The organism is Gordoniibacillus kamchatkensis, assembly GCF_000829455.1.
GTDB lineage: Bacteria > Bacillota > Bacilli > Paenibacillales > NBRC-103111 > Gordoniibacillus > Gordoniibacillus kamchatkensis.
The window spans coordinates 16,968-41,547 of record NZ_JXAK01000043.1 but is presented as its reverse complement, the minus strand read 5'-3'; the positions used below and the strand labels follow the sequence as shown (position 1 = coordinate 41,547).

The following is a 24,580-nucleotide window of genomic DNA, read 5'->3' as shown; positions in this document are numbered from 1 at the left end:
GTTCGTTTGGGGATTAAATCCGTAATCGATTGGGAAGCGCACGGGTTCCATTATGCGGGAGATGCGGCTGACGGGAAACAAGCCTTGGAATTAATTGAACAGTCGCCGCCCGATATTTTGCTCACCGATATTATTATGCCCAACATGGACGGCCTCGAGCTGATCCAAATCGTGAAAAACAAATATCCTTGGATCCGGATCATCGTGCTCAGCAGCCATGATCAATACGATTATGTTCGCAAAGCGATGAAAATGGGAGTAGACGATTACATTTTGAAAGCGTCGATCGAACCGGAGCAGCTTCTCGACCTGCTGCAGGAAACGTCGAATAAAATCGTTTCGGACCGCCCGGCAGCGGAACCGGTTAAAACCCAAGGCCATTCGCTGGCGCAAATCGTTCGGAATCGCCTTGAAGGCGGTCCGCCGCTTGAGCTTGAGCAAGGGGGCGTGCCGAAGGGAGGGTTGACGGCCGCTCAACGGTTGCTGCTCGTACGGGTGCATGGCGGCCCGCATTTTCACGCGGACGATCCTTCCGCCATGCCAACCTTGTTAAACTTGATCGAATTACAGCTGAAAAAGTGGACGGAAGGGCATGCTCTCCATTACAAAGATCAAGACATCGTTCTTTTAATTCCTTCTGACGGCGAACTTACAACCGCGCCGGATGCTTTGCAAGCGCTTGGCCGGGATTTAATCAGTGCGGCAAAGCGTTTTTGGAAGCATCGGTCAGCATCGGCATCAGTCCTGAGTTTGCCGGTCTGAATGGAATCAAGACCGCTTATGAACAGGCTAAAGCAGCTGTGGAGCAATATTTTTTCGCCGGCAAAGAACGTATATTTGCGTTTGCGGAGCCAGAAAGGGCGGACTATGCCGCGATCCTGTTTCCCAAAGAGGACGAGCGCCGGTTAAAGTTTGAAATCGAACGCATGGACGAGGATGGCATGCGGCACATCGTCAGCCGGGTTTTGGACCGGATGGAAGAGGCCAGGCAGCCCATTGAAACCAACATTCGGGTCTGTCTGGAACTCCTTCACTGTTTCCAGGCGGGATTTAAAATGTTTGGCGAAGACGCTTTTCAGCAATTGGAGAAGGAAATGCCCATGTACAAGCGGGTCATCCGCTTCGAGGAGCTGGCGGAAGCGAGGCTTTGGTTTGAACAATTTATTGCCGCTTACAGCAGCCGGGCCAGGGATATTTGGGGCAAGACGCATCGGGAAGAGATCCAGAAGCTCATTCTCTATATCAAATCGAACTATGCGATCGACTTGTCTTTAAAGCAAGCGGCCGAGATGGTGAACGTCAGCGAAGGGTATTTAAGCCACTTGTTCAAAAAGGAGCTGCACAAGAGCTTTACGGAGTACGTGAATCAAATTCGGGTGGATAAGGCAGCAGAACTGCTGCATGAAACAAATTGGCCTCATTATAAGATTGCGGAGCAAGTTGGCTACGAGAACATCAACTATTTTGGGAGAGTGTTCAAAAAACTAAAGGGCATGAGCCCGAAACAATATCGTGCGCAATTTCCGAAAGCATCCGATTCTTCCGTTCCTTTGGAATAGGAAGAATTTTTTTTTGGGCAGATCAGTTGAAAAAAATGAACAACGTTCTGAAAAAAGTGAATATCGATAACGTCTCCTTTTTTATTGTGAACGATTTCATCATCTCCGTTCATTCTGCGCCAAGGGCGGCAAAGCTATAATCGGGTTGTAAGCGTTTCACAAGTCGACAGAAAGGGATGACGGAGTTGAAATCAATGAAAGTGGCGGTCATCGGCTTGGGGGTTATGGGGCAAACCCATACGAGGATCTATGCCGAAATGCCCAATGTAGAGTTAGTGGCAGTATATGATATTTACCAGGAGCATGCGAGGAACATTGCGAACCAATATGGCGTTGTAGCGGCGGAGAGCTCGATGCGCTCTTCTCGATGCCTGGCCTGGACGCGGTCAGTATATGCACTTCCGACGACCAGCATTATGAGCTGGCTTGCCTCGCCTGCAAACATGGCAAACATGTGTTGATTGAGAAACCGCTTGCAACGGATTTGGCCGAGGCCAAAGAACTTGTAGACAAAGTGAATGCATCGGGAATTAAAATGATGGTCGGCCATACGCTGCGCTGGGACCCGCGGTATTATCATGCACGCGAAGCCGTCCGGCAAGGGAAAGTCGGCCAGCCGCTTCACCTGTACGCCAGACGGAACAACTCGTTCCAAAACGGTATGCGCTTGAAGGGAAGAACGTCGGTGTTAATGTTCCTTGGGGTTCATGACATCGACGCGATCGAGTGGATCACCGGTGACAAAATTACCGAAGTGTACACGGTTGAAGTCCGGAACCGCTTAAGTTCTTTGGGCGTCGGGGATGCCGCCGTTTCCACGATCCGTTTTGCTTCGGGTGCGGTTGGCAGCTATGAGACAAGCTGGGTTATGCCGGACAATCACTTGGAGCTGGATGCGAAGCTGGATATCATCGGCACGGAAGGCGCGATCAACATTAATATCGTCAACCAGAACATTTCCGTGCATACGGGCTCGCGCTTTACGTATCCGGATACGATGTATGGCGTTGAAATGTACGGCCGGTTAACGGGCATTATGAAGGAAGAGATTACTTCGTTCGTCTTGTCTGTTCTGAATGGCGAGCCGCTGCCGATCTCCGTGGAAGACGCCTACCGGTCGGTCTATATCGCAAGCTGCATGGAAGAATCGCTTCGTTCCGGACGTCCGGTAGCCGTAAAAGCGGAATAACGATAATAGAATCGGGAGGGTCAGTCATGAAAAAAACGTATACGATTTCCGCCGCACTCTTGCTGTCCATGGCCATGGCGGCAACGGGCTGCGGCTCCAAGCCATCGGGCAATGCCAGCCAAGCCGGCGCGCAAACGGGTTCGGACCAGCCGTATAAAGGACAACAAATCAGCGTACTGCTCGAAGGACATTCGACAAGCAATTCGATCCAAAAAATGCTGCCGGATTTCGAGAAAAGCACGGGCATCAAAGTCAATCTGGAAATTGTGCCTTACAGCGATTTGACGTCCAAAGCGCTGATGAATTTCTCCAGCCGCTCCGGCCGTTACGATATCGTGATGGACGACATGGTTCACGGCATCAGCTATGTTAATGCCGGCTATGTGGACCCGCTCGATTCTTATGCGGGGAATAGCTCGCTCAACAAAAACTACGACGGCGCGGACTTCGTTCCGCAATATTTGAAGGCGATGAAGGTTGGGGACAAGCTTTACGGCTTGCCGGTTTACGGTGAAAGCACGTTCCTCATGTACCGCAAAGATTTGTTTGAAAAATACAATTTGAAAGTGCCGACGACGTTCGATGAAATGATGAATGACGCGAAAGTGATTCACGACGAAACGAAAGGCGAGATTGCCGGCATTACGCTTAGGGGCGAACAGGGCATCCAGAACGTTTACGTATGGGCTACGTTCCTGTGGGGCTTCGGCGGGCAGTGGATCAACGCCAACGGGAAGTCCGACCTTGCCACGCCGGAAGCGGCGAAGGCGCTCAATTTCTACAAAGACATTCTCACGAAATACGGCCCGACCGGCGTAGCCAACTTCGGATGGCAGGAAAACCGCCTGCTGTTCCAGCAAGGAAAAGCCGCCATGACGATCGATGCCACGGTCAACGGAGCCTTTAACGAAGATCCGAAAGAATCGTCCGTTGTCGGTAAAGTCGGATATGCTCCGGTGCCAACGCAAACCGGCAATCCAAAGGGAGGAGCTTCCTCACTGGCGGTACACGGCATGTACTTGGCCAAAGACAGCAAAAACAAAGAGGCGGCATGGCTGTTTATGAGCTGGGCGACGTCAAAGGACCAGCAAATCAAATCGATGTCGATCGATCCGAACTCCGGCGTTTCGTCTCTCAGCGCCATGAAGAACGAAGTGTTCTTGTCCAAGTTCGGGGCGTTCAAAGACACGATGCTGGCGGCGATTGAAAAAGGAAATCCGAATTACTTGCCGCAAATTCCGCAAGCGAATGAGATCATCAACAATACCGGGGTAGCCATTTCAAAAGCATTGACGGGCCATACCTCTGCCGAGCAAGCGCTGAAGGAAGCCAACGATCTGAACAATAAAGTGTTGGAAGCGAAGTAAAAAGATAATCAATACAAGGGGTCAAGCAAAGCTGCACGTAGGCGATTCTTGGCCCCTTTCAAGGATGTGAGACCGTTGCTTCAACAGAATCGAGTAAAATTGTGGCTTTCGCCCGCCATCGTCATACTTAGTGCATTTTCCGTCATAGTACTGGGCTATTCGATCTATTTGAGTTTGCAAAACATCAATTTGGTCAAGCAGGCGCACGCTTTTGTCGGATTGTCCAATTTCGCCGATTTGCTGCACGATGGGCGCGCCTGGTCCTCCGTTGGGAAAACGCTGAAATTTTCCGTCATTGCAACTTTCGTCGAGCTCATTCTTGGGCTTGCGATTGCGCTCTATTTCAACCGCGAGTTCCGCGGCAGGCGGATCGTAAGAACGTTAATGCTGATTCCTATGATTATGACACCGGTCGTATCCGGCTTGATCTGGCGCATTTTCTACGACCCGAATGCCGGAATCATCAACTACTTCCTGAGCGTCATCGGACTAGGAAATAAATACGATTGGCTTGGCAACGTGGATCTCGCCATGTTTGCCGTCATCTTGTCGGACGTCTGGCAATGGACTCCGTTCGTGTTTCTGATTCTGGCCTCCAGCTTGGATGCTTTGCCCGGCGAGCCGCTAGAGGCGGCGAAAGTGGACGGAGCTACCCGGTTGCAGACGTTCTGGCATGTCGTTTTGCCGCTCATGAAGCCCTCCTTATTGATCGCTTTCCTGCTGCGGATGATGGATAGCATCAAAACGTTCGATATCATCTATGTCATGACGCGAGGCGGGCCGTCGCTCTCCACGGAAACGACGAATATGTACGCGTATATTCAAGGTTTCAACAACTTTAACATTAGCTATGCAACGGTAATTAATATTTCGATTACCATTGCGATTACGTTTATATTTACATTCATCTATAAAAAAATGACAAGCACCAGAGCGAACGGATAGGAGGGGGACTATGGTGCGAACAAAAACAACCTTTTTTTATGCCGGTGCCGTGATCATATTGTTGTTCTTCTTAAGCCCCCTGTTCTGGCTCGTTTCGACTTCTTTCAAAAACTACAAGGATGCCTTTGCCGTGCCTCCTGTGCTTATTTTTACGCCAACTTTTGAAAACTATCAAAATGTGTTTGCAAGGTCGGACTTTTTCGCCGCTTTCGCGAACAGCTTGATGATTTCCGTCGTCTCCACGCTGCTTTGTTTATGTCTGGCGTCGATTACGGCTTATGCGCTCGCAAATTTTCCTATACGCAAAAAAATGAACATGATCACGTTCATTCTCAGCTCGAGAGTGGCGCCGCCGATCCTCATGCTGCTGCCCGTCTATTTTATCGCGGTCAAAGTCGGATTGACGGACTCTTATCTTTTATTGATCATTGTATATATGTTAATGAATTTGCCTTTTGCCATTTTGATGCTGCTCACCTTTTTTGAAGACATCCCCGGGGAAATTCGGGAAGCGGCTTTTGTGGACGGCTGCTCGGAGTTCAAAACGTTCCTTAGCGTCATCCTTCCGATCGCCAGGGGCGGAATCGCCGCGACCTTTATTTTGTCGATGGTGTTCGTTTGGAACGAGTTTCTCATCTCGCTCGTGCTGGCCGGGAAAACGACCCAGACGCTGCCGGTCTTGATTACCTCGTTTATGACGTTTCAAGGAACGGAATGGGGACCGCTTACGGCTACGGGGACGTTCATTATGCTGCCGATGCTGATCTTCGGGCTTTCCGTCCAGAAGCATTTGGTCAAAGGGATGACTATGGGCGCTGTAAAATGACAACCGTCAGAAAGGATATGGGTTCGGTGACATTAAACAAAACATTGTTCTCGCAAAGAGGATTGATCGTGTCCTGCCAAGCGCTGGAGGATGAACCGCTGCATGGCGGAGATACGATACGGAAAATGGCCGTTGCGGCGCAAATGTCCGGTGCGATAGGCATTCGGACCAACGGCGCGCATGATATTCGAAGCATCAAGGAAGCCGTCGATGTGCCGGTTATCGGCTTAATCAAGAGGGATATTCCGGGATCGGACATATTCATTACGCCGACGCTGGACGAAGTGAAAGCCATCGTGGAAGCGGGGGCCGACATCGTTGCCCTGGATGTAACGGACAGGGAAGGGAGACTGGATCAGGTTCGCGAGCTGATCGCTTATGCGCACCAAGCCGGTGCCGCCGTGATGGCGGACGTGTCGACCTTCGAGGAAGGGGCAGCCGCTGAACGTCTCGATGCCGACTATATCGGAACGACGCTGTCGGGCTATACGCCGTACAGCCCGCAGCTGGAGGGGCCGGACTTCGAGCTGGTGCGGCGACTCAGCGAAACGGTGAGCGTTCCTGTAGTAGCTGAGGGGCGGATCTGGACTCCCGAGGAGGCCGTAAAGGCGCTTGAAGCGGGAGCGACCTACGTCGTCGTAGGAAGCGCGATCACCCGTCCGCAGCTGATCACGAGGCGTTATGTGGAAGCGCTGCGGAAGCTGATTCCGTAAGGAGGGGCGATCGGTATGAAGAGGGATTTGTACGATCCGCAATCTTCTTATGCCATCGGAGTGGATATCGGAGGTACGAAAATCAATACGGGGGTCATCAACCGGCAGGGGGAAGTGCTGTGTTCCTTCAGTCTGCCTACGTTGGCCGGACAAGCGAACGTCATCGACAGGGTGACGGAGGCGATAGAGGAGCTTTTGGCTAAGCTGAAAGTGGTGACGTCGCTAGAGACTTTGAAAGGCATCGGCGTAGGAACAGCGGGACAGGTGGATTGGCAGACGGGAACGATCCGCTTCGCTTCCGATCTGCTGCCGGGCTATACAGGAACTCCGCTTCGGGCGATTTTGCAGAACCGGTTTCGGCTTCCTGCTTACGTGGACAACGATGTGAACGCGCTGGCGCTAACCGAGAAGGTACTGGGGGCAGGGCGGGAAGCGAAACATTTTATTTGCCTCGCGCTTGGAACCGGTGTCGGCGGCGTGATCGTCGCGGACGGCAAAATCGTGCACGGCGCTTGGGGCGGTGCCGGTGAAATCGGCCACATGTCCGTGAACTACAAAGGGCTTCCTTGCATATGCGGGAACATCGGCTGTTTGGAACAATATGCTTCCGGGACCGGCATCGCCAAACAGATGAACGCCCGCTTGGCCGCAGAGCCTGGGTCCGTTCATCAATCCATAGATGCAAAAGAAGTCATTGCCCGTTGGCTTTCGGGCGATCCGCTGGCTTCGGAAGTGATCGACGAGACGGTCGGAGCGCTTGGAGCGGCGATCGCGAGCCTGATCCATATGTTCAATCCAGAAATGATCGTTCTGGGCGGCGGAGTGGCGGAGGCGGGAGAGCCGCTGATGCTCCGTCTGAAGCAGGAAGTTGAGAAAAGAGCGATGCCCTCGCTGCGCGAAGGCGTTCGGTTGGAGCTCGCGTACCGTGGAAATCTGAGCGGCATGATCGGAGCGGGACTTCAAGTATGGGAATATGAGCAGCAGGAAGCAACGGGATAAGAGCTGCAAGGAGCATGAGAAGCGCAGGCTGCGCTTCTCTTTTTGTTTTGGAGAGAGAGTTTATTTCGGGCCCGCTCACGCCCATTTCGAGATATAATACTCCTAGACCGTTTTGTTCCGGAGGGATGGAAGTGAAGGAGATGGATGAAATCAAACCAACCGCCTATGATCTGATGGAGTTCCATGTTGAGGCACTATTTACGCACGACAGGAATATGAGGCTTCATACGATAAACGAACCTTGGCCCGGTGAGGCCCCTGCCCCTCGATTTTTCCTGGGACGGACGGTAGAGGGGACGGCCATCTGCCGGTTTCGGCATGATGTCCCGGAGAAGCTTATCGAGCAATTGAAGGAATTGTGTGCTGACGAGCCGGCCGTTACGGATTTCCGGACGAAACCGAAACATTTCGAGGCCTATATGAATCTCCTCCAAGGGGAACGGTTCACGATGGGACCTTGTTATCTTGTTCCTGGCGATGTGGCGCCGTCCCTGCAAGTGGTCGGCATCACCCGGGAAAATATGACGGAATATTTGCGCGGCGGTTTCGAATGGCTCGCTTCAGAAATCGACTACACGCAGCCCTGTATAGCGCTGGTGCGCGATAACAGGGCCGTCTCGGTCTGCCGAAGCGTGCGCATCACATCCAGGGCGCACGAAGCAGGGCTTGAGACGTTGGACGGGTTTCGCGGAAAAGGATATGCCGCCGCAGTTGTCGCCGGGTGGGCAGCGTCAGTGCGGGAGGCGGGAAGGTTGCCTCTGTACAGCACTTCGTGGGACAATCTGGCATCCCAAAGTGTGGCGCGGAAGTTAGGTTTGCTCTTTTATGGAGTCAATTTCACCGTCACTTGATCTTGTTACTCGAGGATGGAGAAGATGAAAAGGGGGATTTCATTGAGTGGCTATAAAGGAATTGACTTCATAGACCCGATCGAAAGAGCGAAGCAACATGAACTCACGAAATCCCTTTGGCAGAAGCTGCGCGAAATGGGCGTAAAAACAGGGAATAAAGGCCGAATTAAAGGAATTATGATTGCAAACTCGTATGAGCAAGCTGAGGAGGTAAGGGCATTATACCAAGATGATTTTGACGCGAGCATTTGCAAACAATATGATAACTCGACGCATATCGTTGAAATTACAACCCCAATAAGCAGATTGAGTGTTGAGGCTTTATTAGATCTAACGGATATATTGATGGTATCGGCAGCTGAAACAAATTCAAAGTTTGACGGGCTTGAATTAGATATGCATGAAGTCAAGAAATTAAACCCCCCTTGGTGGAAATTTTGGTGAGCGTATCCTGTACCGAAAACTTGTAATAGTTCGCGCAATCATCCCTCGGGCTTATATCAATCGGTGGAGCAGCAAGCCTCGGCAGCTGCCCACTTTTTTATTCAACGGACAGGTTATTCATACCGGTGGAGTCCGGATTTTTTGGTGTTTTTGCGAAGCTGTAACGTTTTCCACATCTTCGCAAGTAAGACAATGGGTACTGCAATGGATAAAACGACCAGAAAGAGTAAGGTTAGTGCCATACTTATTACAAACGACCAATCGGCCAAAGTAGGCTGTGGATTTTCGCCCGGACAACCGCCGCAGGCCAAAGACCGGTTCGCGTATGTAAGAGTAACAAAAAGCATGGAAAGTATCGATAAACTGAATTTTTGCACGCAGCAATCCCTCATTCTCGGATATCCTAGCTTGATTATTTATGAAAATGACTCCATACATACACAGGTAAGTATCTCCATGCTGCTTGCATTTCTCTAAACGCGAATAAATTGTTTGCTCAGTTGGGTAAATGGGGGATAAGTTTGGGGACATGCGTTCCGGTAAAGCGATAGCGGAACGCTGTTCCGTTATCACGGCATTTCCCGTTTATTTCCCAAAATTAACGGAACAGGAGTCCGCTATTTACCCGGTATAACGTGTAAAATACGCAGATAACCCGTAATTGCCGCCCGATAGCGGAACAGCGTTCCGTTATTGTGTCGGCTCCCCCTCATTTTCGCAAAATAGCGGAACACCGTTCCGTTATAGTATCACGAAGGCGGGGATTCGCATGGAGAACCTGCGATTCGTGCGGCTGGCGCGGTTCAACTTGAAGACGAATGAATATACAAGAAGCCCGCCTAGAGCGGCGGACTTCGGTGTTACGGCTGCGAGAATCGAGTTATGCTTCAATGGCGGTGCCCCACAACGTCATGTATAAACTTTTCCAGCGCGGCGACATCCGTGATGTTCTTGTTGCACGCGGCGCTGTCCGCGCACATATAGTTGCCTATCGCCTTGTAATAATCGGGCGAAGCGTTAGCCGGCCTGAATTTCGTAATCGCCGAAAATAACGCAACTTCTCCATGCCGGTTGCACAAAAAGCAGATGCTCTTCTTGTTGACCAGATTGTAATTTCCTTCGATCCCGACAAGCTGCCCGTCCAGACGGTACACGAGAAACAGTTTGTTCGTCGCGATGTCGGTCCAGCCCAAGTACGTGACGTACCGGTAATCGATAGCGGCCAGATCGGGAACCTTCAGCTTTTTGACCTTGGGGAACAGTTTCTTGACCTGATTGTCCGTCACCGGCGCAAATTCCGCCAAATAAGGCTCGAGCGAAAGCAAATAGGCGCCGATCTCCTGCGCCGTACCCGCCGTCGCAATCGCCCCAAGCAGCAGCTTTTGCTGCTCCGTCGCATCAGGGAACGCTTCAAAAATGGCAAGCTGCGTGCTGTATTTTACCGCTTCCACCACTTTCGGATCGAAAACGGTTCCGTATGCTTGCTGCAGCCGGCCGGCTTGCTATTTAATCAGGTTATATTGATGGTTTCTAATAAATGGTTGTTGCATCGCTTGTCAGCCCCTTATTTTTGAATGAAAGCCCAATAAGGTGCAAAGCCCATTATTAGAAACGATATAAGCTTTTTCGGGCGACAATGTTTACGGTAATTGCCCTGCCCATGCAAAGTATCGCCCCAATATCAGGCTTTGCACGAGCCGCTTCTTCTTCCGGCAAAATGATTTGCCATCTGTACCGCCCCCCCTTTTACAGCCAATTATAAAGTGCGCTTAACGTTGCCGCAACTCCCAAGGTTTGGCGGGGGGCGTACTCCTATTTCCCGAACTGGCGCGAGGAGACGGAACAAAATTACGGGACGATTCCCTAATTTTGCCGATCAACCGGCCGGCGGCGCATCATTTCCTGGCGCACAAAACCGTACTTCTCGTACAGGCCGTGCGCGTCGCGCGTACCGAGCGCGATACTCGTATGGCTGATGCGAGGATGTCCGACTACGACTTCCATCATCCATTTGCCGAGCCCTCGCCCCCGGTGCCCCGGGTCAACGATAACGTCGCACAGCCATGAAAAAGTTGCTCCGTCCGTCACTACCCGCATGAACCCCACTTGTGTCTCTCCGTTATAAAGTCCGAAACAGAGCGATCCTTCAAGGCTTCTGACGATGACGTCTTTCGGCCGTTCGGACGCCCAGTAGCTCGACCGCAGCAAGGCATGTATGACGTCGGGTTGCAGCTCTTCCGTACTGTCGCTGATCCTATAGGGCAAATTCTCATGAATCCATTCCATCTGTACCCCTCCAAATCCTATGCGTTTGTGAATGAGTTTAGTATAATGGGGACAATCCGATTGGAAAATGATTCTTTCCTCGAACTATACCCATACAGATTGAGGGGCGGAACGATGACAAAGTACGAATACGTCAAAACGTTTCTCCGCGAGCAGCTCCATAGCGGAGCCATCAAACCGGGCGCCAAAATGCCGTCCATCAGGCAGCTGTCCATCCAGCTCGGGAGCAGCAAAAACACGATCATTCGCGCCTACGGCGATTTGGAGAAAGAGCACCTGATCTACGGCGTTCCCAAGAGCGGCTACTACGCGATTCTTCGTTCCTCCAAGGCGGAGGATCGGGCGAAGGGGCTGATCGATTTTTCCGCGGCAGCCCCGGACCCCGGCGTCATCCCCTACGAGGAGTTGCAGCACGGCCTGAGCCGGGCCGTGGAGCTGTACGGCGATCACCTTTTCACATACGGCGATCCGCAGGGGTTTCTGTCGCTCCGTGAAGCGATCTCGCGTCACCTGGCTAAGTCGCAGGTTTTTGCGGGACCGGAACGGATTTGCGTCGTCTCCGGCTCCCTGCAGGCGCTGCACTTGCTCGCCTTGATGCCGTTCCCGAACGGGAAATCCGCCGTTCTGGTCGAGCAGCCCGGCTATGCCGGAATGAATCGATCCATCGGGCTGCTGGGGGTAACTGCCATCGGGATTGCCCGCACAGAGGCCGGTATCGACCTGGATGAGCTCGAACGGCATTTTCGAAATAACCCGATCAAATTTTTCTACACGGTGCCCAGGTTCCACAATCCGCTCGGGACGAGCCTTTCCCGCTCTCAGAAGGAAACGATCGCGCAGCTCGCAGCCAAGTACGATGTTTACGTCGTGGAAGACGATTATCTAGCGGATTTGGAAACGGACAGCAAGGCCGATCCGATTTGCAGCTACGACCGTTCCGGCCGCGTCATCTATATTCGCAGCTTTTCCAAAATCATGCTGCCCGGCCTCCGGCTCGGCGCCGCTGTCGTTCCCGCCGCCGTAATGCCTATGTTCCGCATGCATAAGGCAGTAAGCGACTCGAGCACGGCCGCTCTTTCCCAAGCGGCGTTGGAGCTCCACTTCGGCAGCGGCCTTTTCCAGCGCCATGCCGCCCTGATGCGTGAACGGTACGGTGTTCGGATGAAGGTACTCCAGGCGGCATGCGACCGCTATTTAAACGATGATTTTCGTCTGAGCAGGCCCGAGGGCGGGATTTTCGCCCAGCTGGAGCTGCCCGAGCAGCTGCCTGCGGAGGAGCTGGCTGCTGCCCTGCGTCTGCGGAATGTAGAGGTCATGCCGACGACGCACTGCTACATTCCCGGCTTCGATGCTGTAAACGGTGTACGCCTTAGCATTATCCGCACCAACGAAAATGAGATCGATACCGGCATCCGGCTCATCCGCGAGGCTGCCGAGGAGATGCTGCGCAGCGGCTCCGGCAGAGCAAGCCGTTCCGCCTTCAGTTGGATTTAGCAATCGATGAGAAATGCGCCGTACAACGGTGTGTTACAGTGGTAGGAGCATCTGAAAAAAGTCGATCCCATTAGGAGGAGCGAAATGGAAGCTAACACGAAAGCACTTCCCCAAGTCGTGTCGGAAGACGAGTGGCGGACTGCCCGCGAAAAGCTGCTCGTCAAAGAAAAGGAGCTCACTCGCGCGCTGGACGCTCTGGCCGCGGAGCGCCGGAGGCTGCCGATGGTTCGGATCGATGCGGCCAAGTATGCGTTTGAGGGCCCGGATGGTGATGCGAGCCTGCAGGACCTTTTCGACGGGCGCCGCCAGCTCATTGTGTACCACTTCATGATGGCTCCGGGCTCCGCCCCCTGCCGGGGCTGCTCATCTTTTGTAGACAACATTAGTCACCTTGCCCATCTGAACGCCCGCGATACGACTTTCGTTCTCGTCTCTCCGGCACCGCTTTCGCAAATCGAGCCTTACAAGGAACGCATGGGATGGACGGTGCCATGGTTCTCGTCGAACGGCGACGACTTCAACAACGACTGCGGTGCAGGCAGGGGATTCGGCCTGAGCGTGTTCCTGCGTGACGGCGATTCCGTGTTTCGCACTTATTACACGTCTGCACGCGGCGTCGACAGGATTAGGGCCGACTTCAATTTCCTCGACCTGACCCCTTACGGCCGCCAGGAAGAGTGGGAAGATTCGCCTGAGGGATGGCCGCAAACTCCGCCATATACGTGGTGGCGCCTGCACGACGAGTATCCATCTTGACATTGCCATATGTTCCCTGTATAAATGTATCTAAGCATCTTTACAACTCCATATGGTGAACGTTAATGAATGGAAAAGTAGTCCATGGCAAACAGTCGCAGCGAGCCGGGTTAGTGCAAGCCGGTACGGTTGCCGCGGATGAATCGGGCCCAGGAAACGATCTGCCGAACCGAAGTAGGCCGATCCGGCAAAACGCCGTTACGAAATAAAGAGGTCAGACCGGCTATGGTCTGACACTTAGAGTGGTACCGCGGGGAACCTGTAAGGCTCTCGTCTCTACATTGTAGAGACGGGAGCCTTTTTCATATTAAGGAGGAGGGCGTAACAATGATCAGTGAAACCATCATTTCGGCAGTCGATGATGTTGTAGAGCAAATGCTGGCGAACGCCGGCGGGCAGAAGCCTGAAAGACTGAAGATTATCGTGGAGCATCCCGCCAATTTAACCCACGGGGATTACAGCACGAATGTCGCCATGCAATTGGCCAAAACTTTGAAAAAACCGCCGATGTCCATCGCCGGCGAGATCAAGGAACGATTGCTCGCCCACGTGAAGATCAACGCGCTGTTTTACAAGATCGAGGTCGCCGCTCCCGGTTTCATTAACCTTTATTTGGATTGGGGCAAGTGGGCGTCGGAGGCTTCGCGCGGGGCGATTTTACCGGATCCGGATCGGAAAAGCGCCAAAGTATTGATCGAGCACACGTCCATTAATCCGAATAAGTCGGCTCATATCGGCCATCTGCGCAATTCGTGCATCGGCGATACGTTGGCAAGGATGCTCAAAAGAATAGGGCAGCAAGTCGAGGTGCACAACTACATCGACGATTTGGGCAACCAGCTGGCGGACACGGTGGTGGGGTTCATGCACACGAAGACGGAGGAGCCGTTTGCGCGGTTTGGCGATTTTTGCTGGGAAACGTACGCCAAAATCAACAAAGCGTACAAAGCAAATCCGGACCTGCAAAAAGAGCGCGCCGTCGTTCTTCATGAATTGGAACAAGGCAGCTCCAACGTGGCCTGGCTGGGACTGCTTGTGGCGGAACGGATTGTTCGGGAGCACTTGGAGGAGCTGAAGCAATTCGGCGTCGAGTATGACGTTCTCGTATGGGAAAGCAGCATCGTTCGGGAAGGATTTTGGTCGCAGGCGTTTGAGCTGTTGCGCACGACGCCGATTTTCCGGCAAGAGACCGAGGGGAAGCTCGCGGGCTGCTGGGTGCTGAAACAAGCGGAAGATGGTGGCAGCTCGGCCGATAACGAAGATTTTCACGCAGACAAAGTGCTCGTTCGGTCGAACGGAATTTTGACCTACACGGCTAAGGACATCGCTTACCATTTGTGGAAGTTCGGGCTTTTGGGGAAAGATTTCCATTATGCGAAGTTTACGGATCGCGTTTGGTCGACCCAACAGGACGGCGTGAAGAAAACAATAGGCCATGCGGATCGGGTGATCAACGTCATCGACCGCCGCCAGGAATATCCTCAAGCTATGGTCAAACAGGCCCTCCTGGCCCTTGGCTATGAACAACAAGCCCAACATTTGCAGCACGTCAGTTATGGGGTTGTTTCGCTGAGTCCCGATACGGCAGCGGATTTAGGGGTGGACATTACAGAGAGGAAGCATTCTTACCCGATGTCGGGGAGACAAGGCATCGGCATCAAGGTAGCGGATTTGCTTGACCGGATGGAGCAAATCATCGATGCCAAGCGTTCCCGCAGGACGGGTCTTTCCAGCCGTGTCATCGCAGCGGCGGCAATCCGCTACTACTTGCTCAAGTTCCATTTGCAGACCGAAATCGTGTTCGATTTTGAGCAAGCGACGGAAATATCGGGCAATACGGGAGTGTATTTGCTGTATTCCTACGCCCGGGCTTGCAGCATTCTCGACAAGGTCAAAAGCGAATCCGGGCAAACGGCGCCGCCAGCCGCATTTGACGACCTCGAGCTTCAAGAGCATACCCTTTTGCGGCAGCTTGCCTATTGGCCGGAAATTTTGCATACAGCCGTACAGGAGCTGGCGCCGAATCACATATGCGCTTATATGCATGAGCTGGCGACGCTGTTTAACCACTTCTACGCGACATGCCCCATTCTGAGGGCGGAAAATCGGAAGAAACATGTGCGCGTTTGGCTGACGGAGCGTTTCCGGGAGACGCTGCGCGACGCCCTTCAAGTATTGGGCCTGCCGACCCCGAAGCGGATGTAAAAAGAGCAGTCGCCTGCTCTTTTTTTATTGAAGATGTTGCCAACGATATTTGAATTCGCATTTGCCGAAGCTAGAGGCGGATAAGGAGTAGTATTTTTCTAAGCTGAATCTGTGAAATTGAACCACGATACGAATTGGTTAGTTCGGTTTGACTTCCATCAACAAATTGTTTATACTTTGTATAAACTTGTGTGAGGGGCGGGAATATGTTACAGGTACAAAAATGGGGCAATAGCTTAGGCATTCGCATCCCTAAAGCGATAGCCGTTAAGGTCGGTCTGAAAGAAGGTTCCGAAGTAGATCTCGACATAGAAGATGGCCATCTGGTCATCAAGCCCAAGCCGAAATCATTGGACGAATTGTTAGAGCAGATCACCCCTGACAACCTCCATGCCGAGATTCAAACCGGTGTGCCACGAGGACGGGAGTCATGGTAGATCGGTACATTCCGGATCGGGGCGACCTGGTATGGTTGCAATTCAACCCCCAATTGGGGTACGAGCAAGCGGGCAAACGCCCAGCTTTAGTCGTATCGCCAGTGACGTACAATGGGAAGGTGGGCTTAACCTTATTTTGTCCGGTAACCTCGAGGATCAAGGGCTACCCGTTTGAGGTTATGATCCCGCAGGACTTGCCTATCGAGGGGGTTATTCTCTCCGACCAAGTAAAGAGTCTCGACTGGCAATCTCGACAAGCGGCATTCATCTGCAAAGTACCGGAGGAGACGTTGGCCGAGGTCATTTCTAAAATACAATTACTGATTTGTTAGCTCAATCGTCGCATGAACGAGCCAGTCCCGAATTTCGTCAAAAAAGAACCTCCATCGCACTGAATGTGCAGTTGAGGTTCTTTTTGGCATAGGTTCTGTTAGAGATTTAACGGACATGAGCGTCCCATACAGCTTCAAAATCAGTGAGAACGGGGCTTCAAAAATCAAAATTCGACTTTTGGGTTGCCCGGCGCTTTTACCATGAAGACGGCGTAGTCGTCCGGGGTGTTCAAGTTCAGGAAGCAATCGTCCCGGGGCGGGTCGACGTAGACGGCGCGCAGCGCGTCCGTGAAGGCGGAAAGCTTGCGGCGCTGCTCCACGAGAAGGCGCTCGGCGACGGCGGCAGCGCTGCGGCGGTACAGCGCGTGAAAAGGCTGCCCGGGACACAGCACCGCTTCCGGGGCGCCGGGAACATTGCCGCCGCTTGCGAGAGCAAGCGTCATTCGGCCAAACAGCTCCGCGGAAAAAGCCGGCATGTCGCACGCCATAAGAAAGCCGTACTCGCAGCCGGGTGGCAGTGCGAGCAGCCCGGTGTGAATGCCCGCGAGCGGGCCTTGACCTGGCGTGCGATCAGTTGTGACGCCGATTCCGTCGGGCAGCAGGTCGCGGTAGCGACCCGGCTCGCCGTAAGGAACAACGACGGTGACCCCGTCGCAGTAGGGAGCAATGGTATCGATAATGTGCCTGAGCAAAGGCTTGCCGTTTACCGGCAGCAGCGCTTTATCGGTGCCCATGCGCGAGCTGCGGCCGCCGGCAAGAACGATGCCGTGAATGCGGGACTGAGCTGATGTCATCGGCGCGGCGCCTCCGGCAAATAGGCTCGTACGATCCCGGCCAGCGCGGCGACGTCGTCTGCATGATGCGTAGGAATTGCCGGATGCCGGTACGGGAACCGGACAGCAACGGCAATGACGGCAGCCAAGCGGTCCGCCAACTCAAGATCCGGAGCGCCCCGGAGCAGGACGATTTTCGGAAACGGCGCGTCCTTGAAGCCTTCGGCAAGCACGACGTCCACTTCCGGCATCGCCCCGGCGAGCTCTTCGAGGGCGGCGGGAGCGCGGCGAATGAGCGCCGACTTGTCCGCCGACGTAATAGCCACCGCATCGGCCCCCGCCTCGTAGTGCTGCCACGTATCGCGTCCTTCGTAGTCGATCTCGAAGCTGTGGGCGTCGTGCTTTGCCGTGCCGATCCGGTAGCCGAACGACCGCAGCTCGCGGATCAGAGCGGCGAGCAGCGTCGTTTTGCCGGAGTTTTTGTAGCCGACGATTTGAATGATGGGCGGATGATTCGGGCGCATGGGCAATCCTCCTGGGACGTTCGTCGATAAGCACAGTCCCATTGTAGCAAATTCCGCCCCCGGATGCGGCGGTTCGGCGCGGATTACGGCGCTGCCAGCTTTTTGCTCCATGCGGCGAGGCTCTCTTTCCCGTTCACGTAGATGCGCTTGAGCTGGAGCGGGGGCTGCGACGACGAGGCTACGCCCTGCTCGATCGTAAAGGCGTATCGGAACCCTCCCTCCTTCAGGATCGCGAGTGTCTGTTTGTTGAATTCCCCGTACGGGTAACAAAAAATGTCGGCCGTCGTGCCGAGCTGCTCCTCGATTTGGCGGCGCGCCTCAGTGATTTCTTTCTTCTGCTGCTCTTTGGAAAGCTCGGGGAGATGAGGATGGGTCATGCCGTGCGGCTGAATGTCCCAGCCGGCTTCGCGCATTTCCTTCACTTGCTCCCAATTGAGATAGTAATCGTCTTGTCCGACGACGCCGGGAGAGATGAACACCGTAGCCGGAAAACCGTACCGCTTCAGCACCGGCATCGCTTGCTCGTAGTTGTCCGCGTAGCCGTCGTCGAACGTCAGCAGCACCGGCTTCGGCGGCGCGGGCTTGCGCTTCTCGATAATGGCCGTAAAATCGCCCAGCGACAAAGGTGTGTAGCCTTCCTTCGCCAAATGCTCCATTTGCGCGGCCAATTTGTCGGGGGCGAGCGTGAGCGTGCTGTCCGGGTCGATATCGATGCTATGGTAATTGAGCACAGGGATGGATACAGGCTTCTCTCGCTTTGGCTCCTCTGCGGCTGTGGGGGCGGGCTTCGTCTGTGCCGTCCCTTCAGGCGGTACGGACCCTGGTTGAGCGATACCGTTCAGCGGTGCGGACGCCGCTTGTACCGTCCCGCCGGGCGCCACGGACGCCGGCTGCGCAGTTTCGGTCTGCGGCACCGACACCGCCTGCGCTGTCCCGGCCTGCGGCGCGGACGCGTCGGCAACGCTTGGCGGCGAAACGGGAGAAATGACGGAAGCTCCCGGCACCGTACCTTCATTATCCGTACAAGCCATAAGCAGCAGGCACAGTGTCCATGCGGCAAAGAACGTTATGGCGGGTGAAAGTTTGATTCGCATACCGGCCCTCCGTCACATTCCGAGTTTGCAGGAAACCTAGGATTGTTGAGATTGCGTTGTTTTGTCTTTGCACAGGACGTTCTAAGCATGGTTTGCTTTACAACCTTGGCCGGGCTTTCTTACGCTTAGCGGAAATTTGTTCCGTTATTGGCCCATTTCCCGAATATTTCCCCAAATTAACGGAACGGGAGTACGTTATATCTCCATTTTTGACGAGAATCGCTCTTGTTCTGAACCGATAGCGGAACCATGTTCCGTTAACATAATTTCGATGCCCCGCTATCCGAGCCATAACGGAACTGTTCCTTTAAGGCTACCGCGGAGAGTTCACCTGCGAACATGCGATATGAATCTCAGGCTTGTCTGAGCGGCGGCATCGCAAAAATCACACTAGTATCCAATCAATCTTTCTACTAGCAATATATTCGGCCGCATCGGAAAAATAACTGCCGGCATCAGGCATGTCTCAAAAAATGCCAAGTGGCGCATAAGGGTAACAACAATATGCGCATATGTGCTATGATCAAACAAAAGAACGCTGAAAAAGGTGAAGGGAAGCTGTGGAAGCTATGCACGTTTCAATTTGGACTTTGGTCATCCAAGTGCTATCTTTGCTGTTCTGGTTGTTTATCATCGCAGCCGTCTCTTTCTTCGCCGTGAACGCCTACAAAAGCCGACGCAGCCTGCAAAATATCGAAGCGCTGCTGAAAGAAATCAAACAAGGCGGCGAAAGCAACCGCAGTTCGGGATAAGATTCGTTTAACGTGCGACTGCAGCTATAACGTATAGAAAGGATGAGGGCTATGGGCTCTACGAAGCATACGGGACCGATCAAACTGCCGAAAAAGCCCGACCCGTCGCTGTGGGTAAGCAAGGCGCCGTTCGGGCTCGGCCGGGTGAAGCCGCACCATATTCGCGATACGCTCAAGGTGATGTGGGACAACCGCGACAACTTGCCGTATGCGGCGCGGATTTTGACGCAGGGCGTATGCGACGGCTGCGCGCTCGGCGTATCCGGTCTGTACGACCGGACGCTGGAAGGACCGCACCTGTGCACGACGCGTCTAAACGTGCTTCGCCTGAACACGATGCCGGCGATCAAGCCGGAAGTGCTGCACGCGGACATCGACGATTTGCGCAACCTGGATAGCACGCAGCTGCGCAAGCTCGGGCGTCTGCCGTATCCGCTGCTGCGCCGGCGCGGGGAGCGGAAGTTCTCGCGCGTGACGTGGGAAGAGGCGCTGGATTTGGCGGCGGCGAAAATCCGGGAGATCGATCCGAAGCAGCTCGCCTTTTACTTGACGGCGCGCGGCATTACGAACGAGGCGTACTACGCGGCGGGAAAAGTGGCGCGCTTTCTCGGCACGAACAACATCGACAACGCCTCGCGCATTTGCCATTCTCCGTCGAAAACCGCGCTCAAGCGGTCGGTGGGCATCGGCGCGTCGAGCTGCAATTATAAAGATTGGATCGGGACGGATGTGCTCGTATTCTGGGGCAGCGTGGCGGCGAACAACCAGCCCGTGTCGACCAAATATATGTACGCGGCGAAGCGGGCCGGGACGAAAATCATCTGCATCAATCCGTACCGCGAGCCGGCGATGGACGGCTACTGGATTCCGTCGATACCGGAATCGGCGCTGTTCGGTACGAAGCTGGCGGACGATTTTTACCAGGTCAATATTGGCGGCGACATCGCCTTCATGCATGGCGTCATGAAGACATGGTTCGAGATGGAGGCGGAGCGGCCGGGTACGGCGGTGGATCACGATTTTGTGCGCGAGCATACGACCGGCTACGAGGAACTGCGGGCGCTCGTGGAGCGGCAAGACTGGGCGCAGCTGGAGAAGTCGAGCGGCCTTTCGCGGGAGCGGATGGCTGAATTTGCGCGGCTGCTTGCCGGCGCGAAGTCGGGCGTTTTTGTATGGAGCATGGGTTTGACGCAGCACCGGTTCGGCACGGACAACATTTCGCAGGTGGCCAACCTTGCGCTGCTGCGCGGTTTCCTCGGACGCGAGCACTGCGGGCTCATGCCGATACGCGGCCACAGCGGCGTGCAGGGCGCGGGCGAGATGGGGGCGGACCCGTTCTCGCTGCCGGGCGGGGACTTCAAAGAAGCCGATATCGGCCGCATAGAGCGCGTTTGGGGCTTTGAGCTGCCCCGCTGGCAGGGGGACATCGTCGGCGTCTCGCTCGAAAACGCGCTGCTGCCGGACGATCACGAGCGCAAGCTCAAAGTGTTTTATACGTCGGGCGGCAATTTTCTGGAGACGATGCCTGAGCCGGAGTTTGTGCGGCGCTGCCTGGAGGAAGTGGAGCTGCGGGTGCATCAGGACATTATTTTGAACACGTCTACGCTTGTCGACGCCAAGGAGGCCGTGCTCGTGCTGCCGGCGATGACGCGTTACGAGCAGCCGGGCGGCGGGACGTCGACGTCGACGGAGCGGATGGTTTATTTCTCGCCGGAAATCGAAGGGCCGCGCATCGGGGAGGCGCGCGCCGAGTGGCAAATTTACTGCGATTTGGTGGCCCGCGTCAAGCCGGAGAGCGCGCACAAAGTCTGGTTCGACAGCGCGGAGGCGATTCGCGAGGAGATCGCGCGCGCGGCGCCGAACTATGCCGGAATCGAGAAGCTGAAGTCGCGCGGCGACGTTTTCCAATGGGGCGGGGCCTGGCTGTGCGAGGGCGGCGTATGCCCGACGGAGGACGGCCGCGGCCGGCTGCTGCCGATCGAGCTGCCGGAGCTGCGCAAGCCGGAAGGGCATTTTTACGTCACGACGCGGCGCGGCAAACAGTTCAACTCGATGATTTACGGCGAGCGCGACCCGTTTAACGCCGCAGACCGCTACGATGTGCTGATGGACAGGGCGGACGCGCAGGGTATCGGGCTGAGCGAAGGCGAGGCGGTCGTCGTGTACAACCGGCACGGTACGTTCCACGGGCGGGTACGGCATGCCGAAGTCGCTCGCGGCAACATTCAGGTATATTGGCCGGAAGGCAACTGCCTCATGCCGAAAGGCGTGTACGAGCCGCATGCCGGCATTCCGGAATACAACACCGCCGTTGTCGTCGAGAAGGCGGAGACGTTTTACGCGCACAAGGATACCCGCTACGTGGAGAAAAGGATCGAAGAGCTCGAGACGGAAGCAGGCTAACGGGCGCGTCCCGGGGGCTGCGGTGCGAGCGGTTTCCGCGAAGGGCATGCAGCGGACGTCATGACGTTAGGGAGGAGGGACCGGGGTGGCAGGCCGCAAGCTATCGACAACGTGGAATGCCGTCCGCTATGAGGATGGGGGCTGGAAGGAGCGCGAAGAGGAGGTTGCGTCCGAATACCCGCTCACCGTGCGGCTGGATGGCGAGGAGTTCGCTACAATTGTGTGCACGCCGGCTGATTTGGACGAGATGGTGATCGGCTTTCTTGCCTCTGAAGGCGTCATTTTGACGGCGGACGACGTGACCGGGCTGTCCATCGACGATGAGCGCGGCATGGCCGACGTTGAGCTGAAGCGCAAGCATACGGCCAGCGCGGAATTTTACGGCAAAAGGTTTATCGGCTCTTGCTGCGGCAAAGGGCGGCAGTTCTACTTGCAGAACGACGTGCGGACAGCGCGTACGTCGACGAGCCGGCTGCGCGTCTCCGCCGAACGCTGTCTCGAACTGATGCGGCGGCTGCAGGCGGAATCGGCGGCGTATCGCCATACGGGCGGAGTGCATAACGCCGCTTTGTGCAGCCCGGAGGGGATTGTCGTGACCCGCTCGGACATCGGACGCCATAATGCGCTCGATAAAATATACGGCTATTGCTTGCTGCATCGCATTCCGACCCGCGACGGCATCGTCGCTTTCAGCGGCCGGCTGTCTTCGGAGGTCGTGCTGAAAACGGCCAAAATCGGCGCCGCCGTGCTGCTCTCCAACGCGGCGCCGACCGATCTCGGGCTGAAGCTGGCCGCGGAGCTAGGCCTCACGGTTGCCGGCTTCGCGAGGGACGCGCAGATGAACGTGTACACGCATCGGGAAAGGATCACGACAGCATGAGTTCAATGGACGGGACAGAGCGAAGCAGATTCGCCCGCAAGGCGATTCGCGTCGCAGAAGCGCAGCGCCTGCTGCTTGCGCGGGTGCGGCCGCTGGCGGCGGAGACGGTGCCGCTTGCGGCCAGCTATGGGCGGCGTCTGGCGGCGGACGTCGCCGCCGATCGGCCCGTGCCGCATTTTGCGCGCTCGGGCATGGACGGCTACGCCGTGCGGCATGAGGATGCCGCAGCGGCCTCTCCGCAGCAGCCTGCGGCGCTGCGGGTTGTCGGCGACGTGCCCGCCGGGCGCGTCTGGCCGCACCCGCTCGCGCCGGGCACGGCGGTGCGGATCATGACGGGAGCGGCCGTGCCGGAGGGCGCGACCGCCGTCGTCATGCTCGAGCAGACGGAGGAGCTCGAGCGGGGCGCGCGCGTGCTGATCAAGCAGCCGCCCGCCGCCGGGCAGCACATCGCCCCGGTGGGCGACGAGATTGCCGCCGGGCAGCGGCTGATCGCCTCCGGCGCGCGCATCGGCCCGGGCCAGGCGGCGCTTCTGGCTACGTTCGGCTGCGCCGCGGTCTGCGTCTACTCGCGCCCGCGCGTCGGCATTTTCGCGACGGGCAGCGAGCTGCTGCCCGTCGAGGCGGAGCTTGCGCCGGGGCGCATCCGCAACAGCAACGGCCCGATGCTGGCCGCTCAGGTCGAGCGCGCCGGCGGCGTGCCGGTGTGGCTCGGCATTTTGCCGGACGATGCCGCCGAAGCGCAGGCGCGCATTGCGGCTGCCCTCGCGCACACGGACCTCGTCGTTACGACGGGCGGCGTTTCGGTCGGCGATTACGATGCGATGGCGTCGCTGTTCAGGCAGGGACTCGCTCAGGGGCGCGCTGGCCGGGGGGCGGGCTTGCTTGGGGGCCAGCCGCAAGAAGGAAGCGGCATCGGCATGGGCAGCATGCTCAGCGAGCCAGCGGACAAATCCGACGCAGAACCGCTCTGCGCAACACTGTTCAACAAGCTGGCCCTGCGGCCGGGCTCGCCGACGAGCGCCGCTATCGCAGGCAGAAAGCTGATCGTCGGCTTGTCTGGCAACCCCGGCGCATGCTTCGTCGGATTTGAGCTGCTCGTCCGGCCGCTGCTGCTGCGTATGCAGGGGGCGGCGGAGCCGCTGCCGCGTACGTTCCGGGCCGCGCTAACCGACGATTTCGTTAAGGGCAGTCCGCACGACCGGTATTTGCGCGCCAAGCTGGAGCTGGACGACGGGATCGTCCGCGTTCGACCGCTCGGCTTTGCCAAATCCGGCATGATGGTATCCATTCAGGACGCGGATGCGCTCGCGGTCATCCCGGCTGGAAGCAGGGGAGCCGCACAGGGGGAGCTGGTCGAAGTAATCCCGTTAGCGTATGGCGAGCCGTAACGAACACGGCTTCTGGCAGAACATTTCGAGCGCAAGGGGACTCACTTTCCGGGTTTAAGCGGCAAACGCCCGATTGTGCGGAAAGCCTATGTTTTCGAACGTAGTGTTCTGAACATATTTCGCTTAACCATATGGGCCGAAAACTCATCAGTAAGGCGTGCTCCCCTTTTTCTTTCGGTTAGTTAGCGGAAAAGTGTTCCGTTAATGGCTCATTTCCCGGATATTTCCCAGACTTAGCGGAACGGGAGTACGCTATCCCCACATTTTAGATGCGAAAAGATCCGGTTCTGAGCCGATAACGGAACTGCGTTCCGTTAAGACTGATACGGCGCGTTTCTGCCCGTGCTATAACGGAACTGTGTT

Annotated in this window: 24 protein-coding genes, 1 pseudogene and 1 other annotated feature; of the genes and pseudogenes, 20 read left to right on the top strand and 5 right to left on the bottom strand. The window is 55.6% G+C overall.

The features are described from left to right. Positions 1-6 precede the first annotated feature (6 nt). The 11 genes and pseudogenes from SD70_RS22105 to SD70_RS22055 all read left to right on the top strand — a co-directional run bounded on the left by SD70_RS22105 (position 7) and on the right by SD70_RS22055 (position 8,893). Entirely contained in the window at positions 7-762 is a 756-nt protein-coding gene (locus tag SD70_RS22105; protein WP_197081113.1) for a response regulator, read from the top strand. Beyond that, complete coding sequence (locus SD70_RS22100; RefSeq protein ID WP_156158136.1) at positions 714-1,559, top strand: helix-turn-helix domain-containing protein; 846 nt, start codon at positions 714-716, stop codon at positions 1,557-1,559. The genes SD70_RS22105 and SD70_RS22100 overlap by 49 nt, the downstream gene beginning before the upstream one ends. 176 nt (positions 1,560-1,735) lie before the next feature. Beyond that, positions 1,736-2,049, top strand: a pseudogene (locus SD70_RS40475) (Gfo/Idh/MocA family protein); the annotation flags it as partial. 45 nt (positions 2,050-2,094) lie between these two features. Then, positions 2,095-2,748 (top strand): Gfo/Idh/MocA family protein, encoded by a 654-nt coding sequence (locus SD70_RS22090; RefSeq protein ID WP_394298003.1) that lies wholly within the window; start codon positions 2,095-2,097, stop codon positions 2,746-2,748. A gap of 26 nt (positions 2,749-2,774) precedes the next feature. Beyond that, a complete protein-coding gene (locus SD70_RS22085) occupies positions 2,775-4,115 on the top strand; it encodes an ABC transporter substrate-binding protein (protein WP_041049760.1) in 1,341 nt (446 codons plus the stop codon). Positions 4,116-4,190: 75 nt separating this feature from the next. After that, on the top strand, positions 4,191-5,060 hold the full coding sequence (locus SD70_RS22080) for a carbohydrate ABC transporter permease (RefSeq protein WP_052487749.1): 870 nt from the start codon (positions 4,191-4,193) through the stop codon (positions 5,058-5,060). A gap of 10 nt (positions 5,061-5,070) precedes the next feature. Then, complete coding sequence (locus tag SD70_RS22075) at positions 5,071-5,886, top strand: carbohydrate ABC transporter permease (RefSeq protein WP_041049758.1); 816 nt, start codon at positions 5,071-5,073, stop codon at positions 5,884-5,886. Positions 5,887-5,912: 26 nt separating this feature from the next. Then, positions 5,913-6,599, top strand: coding sequence for an N-acetylmannosamine-6-phosphate 2-epimerase (locus tag SD70_RS22070; protein WP_394298002.1), 687 nt, complete (start codon positions 5,913-5,915; stop codon positions 6,597-6,599). 15 nt (positions 6,600-6,614) lie between these two features. Beyond that, entirely contained in the window at positions 6,615-7,598 is a 984-nt protein-coding gene (locus SD70_RS22065) for an ROK family protein (protein WP_041049756.1), read from the top strand. 125 nt (positions 7,599-7,723) lie between these two features. Then, positions 7,724-8,449 carry a kasugamycin N-acetyltransferase AAC(2')-IIb gene (aac(2')-IIb, locus tag SD70_RS22060; RefSeq protein ID WP_052487748.1) on the top strand — a complete coding sequence of 242 codons (726 nt, stop codon included), beginning with the start codon at positions 7,724-7,726 and terminating at the stop codon, positions 8,447-8,449. A 24-nt stretch (positions 8,450-8,473) separates the two neighbouring features. Then, the gene (locus tag SD70_RS22055; protein ID WP_041049755.1) at positions 8,474-8,893 is read left to right on the top strand and encodes a hypothetical protein; all 420 of its coding nucleotides are present in this window, start codon (positions 8,474-8,476) and stop codon (positions 8,891-8,893) included. 887 nt (positions 8,894-9,780) lie between these two features. Here SD70_RS22055 and SD70_RS22045 read toward each other — a convergent pair. After that, a complete protein-coding gene (locus tag SD70_RS22045) occupies positions 9,781-10,383 on the bottom strand; it encodes a FusB/FusC family EF-G-binding protein (RefSeq protein WP_231571402.1) in 603 nt (200 codons plus the stop codon). Between the two features lie 373 nt (positions 10,384-10,756). Beyond that, on the bottom strand, positions 10,757-11,179 hold the full coding sequence (locus SD70_RS22040; protein WP_041049753.1) for a GNAT family N-acetyltransferase: 423 nt from the start codon (positions 11,177-11,179) through the stop codon (positions 10,757-10,759). Between the two features lie 114 nt (positions 11,180-11,293). Here SD70_RS22040 and SD70_RS22035 point away from each other — a divergent pair, with 114 nt between their 5' ends. The 5 genes from SD70_RS22035 to mazF all read left to right on the top strand — a co-directional run bounded on the left by SD70_RS22035 (position 11,294) and on the right by mazF (position 16,403). Further along, positions 11,294-12,673 (top strand): aminotransferase-like domain-containing protein, encoded by a 1,380-nt coding sequence (locus SD70_RS22035; RefSeq protein ID WP_041049752.1) that lies wholly within the window; start codon positions 11,294-11,296, stop codon positions 12,671-12,673. A gap of 84 nt (positions 12,674-12,757) precedes the next feature. Continuing rightward, entirely contained in the window at positions 12,758-13,429 is a 672-nt protein-coding gene (locus SD70_RS22030) for a DUF899 domain-containing protein (protein ID WP_041049750.1), read from the top strand. Between the two features lie 56 nt (positions 13,430-13,485). After that, positions 13,486-13,710, top strand: a binding site (T-box leader). A 46-nt stretch (positions 13,711-13,756) separates the two neighbouring features. Continuing rightward, a complete protein-coding gene (locus SD70_RS22025; RefSeq protein ID WP_041049748.1) occupies positions 13,757-15,634 on the top strand; it encodes an arginine--tRNA ligase in 1,878 nt (625 codons plus the stop codon). A gap of 206 nt (positions 15,635-15,840) precedes the next feature. Next, positions 15,841-16,071 (top strand): AbrB/MazE/SpoVT family DNA-binding domain-containing protein, encoded by a 231-nt coding sequence (locus SD70_RS22020; protein ID WP_041049746.1) that lies wholly within the window; start codon positions 15,841-15,843, stop codon positions 16,069-16,071. Continuing rightward, positions 16,065-16,403: an endoribonuclease MazF gene (gene mazF / locus SD70_RS22015; RefSeq protein ID WP_041049745.1), complete on the top strand. Its 339-nt coding sequence runs from the start codon at positions 16,065-16,067 to the stop codon at positions 16,401-16,403. The genes SD70_RS22020 and mazF overlap by 7 nt, the downstream gene beginning before the upstream one ends. A gap of 164 nt (positions 16,404-16,567) precedes the next feature. On the opposite strand, the gene mobA is transcribed toward mazF, so the two are convergent. From mobA to SD70_RS22000, 3 genes are all read right to left on the bottom strand, one after another. Beyond that, complete coding sequence (gene mobA, locus SD70_RS22010; protein WP_052487747.1) at positions 16,568-17,197, bottom strand: molybdenum cofactor guanylyltransferase; 630 nt, start codon at positions 17,195-17,197, stop codon at positions 16,568-16,570. Then, positions 17,194-17,700 carry a molybdopterin-guanine dinucleotide biosynthesis protein B gene (gene mobB, locus SD70_RS22005; protein WP_041049744.1) on the bottom strand — a complete coding sequence of 169 codons (507 nt, stop codon included), beginning with the start codon at positions 17,698-17,700 and terminating at the stop codon, positions 17,194-17,196. The genes mobA and mobB overlap by 4 nt, the downstream gene beginning before the upstream one ends. An 83-nt stretch (positions 17,701-17,783) precedes the next feature. Then, entirely contained in the window at positions 17,784-18,794 is a 1,011-nt protein-coding gene (locus SD70_RS22000; RefSeq protein WP_231571399.1) for a polysaccharide deacetylase family protein, read from the bottom strand. Between the two features lie 569 nt (positions 18,795-19,363). Between SD70_RS22000 and SD70_RS21995 the strand changes: the two genes are divergently transcribed. From SD70_RS21995 to SD70_RS21980, 4 genes are all read left to right on the top strand, one after another. Then, positions 19,364-19,546: a hypothetical protein gene (locus tag SD70_RS21995; RefSeq protein ID WP_041049743.1), complete on the top strand. Its 183-nt coding sequence runs from the start codon at positions 19,364-19,366 to the stop codon at positions 19,544-19,546. Positions 19,547-19,597: 51 nt separating this feature from the next. Next, positions 19,598-21,949, top strand: coding sequence for an FdhF/YdeP family oxidoreductase (locus SD70_RS21990; protein ID WP_041049741.1), 2,352 nt, complete (start codon positions 19,598-19,600; stop codon positions 21,947-21,949). 85 nt (positions 21,950-22,034) lie between these two features. Continuing rightward, a complete protein-coding gene (gene fdhD / locus SD70_RS21985) occupies positions 22,035-22,829 on the top strand; it encodes a formate dehydrogenase accessory sulfurtransferase FdhD (RefSeq protein ID WP_041049739.1) in 795 nt (264 codons plus the stop codon). Then, positions 22,826-24,217 carry a molybdopterin molybdotransferase MoeA gene (locus SD70_RS21980; RefSeq protein WP_052487746.1) on the top strand — a complete coding sequence of 464 codons (1,392 nt, stop codon included), beginning with the start codon at positions 22,826-22,828 and terminating at the stop codon, positions 24,215-24,217. Before fdhD ends, SD70_RS21980 begins: the two co-directional genes overlap by 4 nt. Positions 24,218-24,580 lie beyond the last annotated feature (363 nt).

Excerpts from the sequence above, each read along its gene's own strand:
- SD70_RS22065 (WP_041049756.1), top strand. The coding sequence starts at position 6,615 with ATGAAGAGGGATTTGTACGATCCGCAATCTTCTTATGCCATCGGAGTG.
- SD70_RS22020 (WP_041049746.1), top strand. The coding sequence starts at position 15,841 with ATGTTACAGGTACAAAAATGGGGCAATAGCTTAGGCATTCGCATCCCT.
- SD70_RS22025 (WP_041049748.1), top strand. The coding sequence starts at position 13,757 with ATGATCAGTGAAACCATCATTTCGGCAGTCGATGATGTTGTAGAGCAA.
- SD70_RS22040 (WP_041049753.1), bottom strand. The coding sequence starts at position 11,179 with ATGGAATGGATTCATGAGAATTTGCCCTATAGGATCAGCGACAGTACG.
- SD70_RS22035 (WP_041049752.1), top strand. The coding sequence starts at position 11,294 with ATGACAAAGTACGAATACGTCAAAACGTTTCTCCGCGAGCAGCTCCAT.
- SD70_RS22000 (WP_231571399.1), bottom strand. The coding sequence starts at position 18,794 with ATGCGAATCAAACTTTCACCCGCCATAACGTTCTTTGCCGCATGGACA.
- SD70_RS22090 (WP_394298003.1), top strand. The coding sequence starts at position 2,095 with ATGATGGTCGGCCATACGCTGCGCTGGGACCCGCGGTATTATCATGCA.
- SD70_RS22085 (WP_041049760.1), top strand. The coding sequence starts at position 2,775 with ATGAAAAAAACGTATACGATTTCCGCCGCACTCTTGCTGTCCATGGCC.
- SD70_RS21990 (WP_041049741.1), top strand. The coding sequence starts at position 19,598 with ATGGGCTCTACGAAGCATACGGGACCGATCAAACTGCCGAAAAAGCCC.
- SD70_RS21995 (WP_041049743.1), top strand. The coding sequence starts at position 19,364 with ATGCACGTTTCAATTTGGACTTTGGTCATCCAAGTGCTATCTTTGCTG.
- SD70_RS22030 (WP_041049750.1), top strand. The coding sequence starts at position 12,758 with ATGGAAGCTAACACGAAAGCACTTCCCCAAGTCGTGTCGGAAGACGAG.
- mobB (WP_041049744.1), bottom strand. The coding sequence starts at position 17,700 with ATGCGCCCGAATCATCCGCCCATCATTCAAATCGTCGGCTACAAAAAC.
- mazF (WP_041049745.1), top strand. The coding sequence starts at position 16,065 with ATGGTAGATCGGTACATTCCGGATCGGGGCGACCTGGTATGGTTGCAA.
- SD70_RS22075 (WP_041049758.1), top strand. The coding sequence starts at position 5,071 with ATGGTGCGAACAAAAACAACCTTTTTTTATGCCGGTGCCGTGATCATA.
- mobA (WP_052487747.1), bottom strand. The coding sequence starts at position 17,197 with ATGACATCAGCTCAGTCCCGCATTCACGGCATCGTTCTTGCCGGCGGC.
- SD70_RS22055 (WP_041049755.1), top strand. The coding sequence starts at position 8,474 with ATGAAAAGGGGGATTTCATTGAGTGGCTATAAAGGAATTGACTTCATA.
- SD70_RS21980 (WP_052487746.1), top strand. The coding sequence starts at position 22,826 with ATGAGTTCAATGGACGGGACAGAGCGAAGCAGATTCGCCCGCAAGGCG.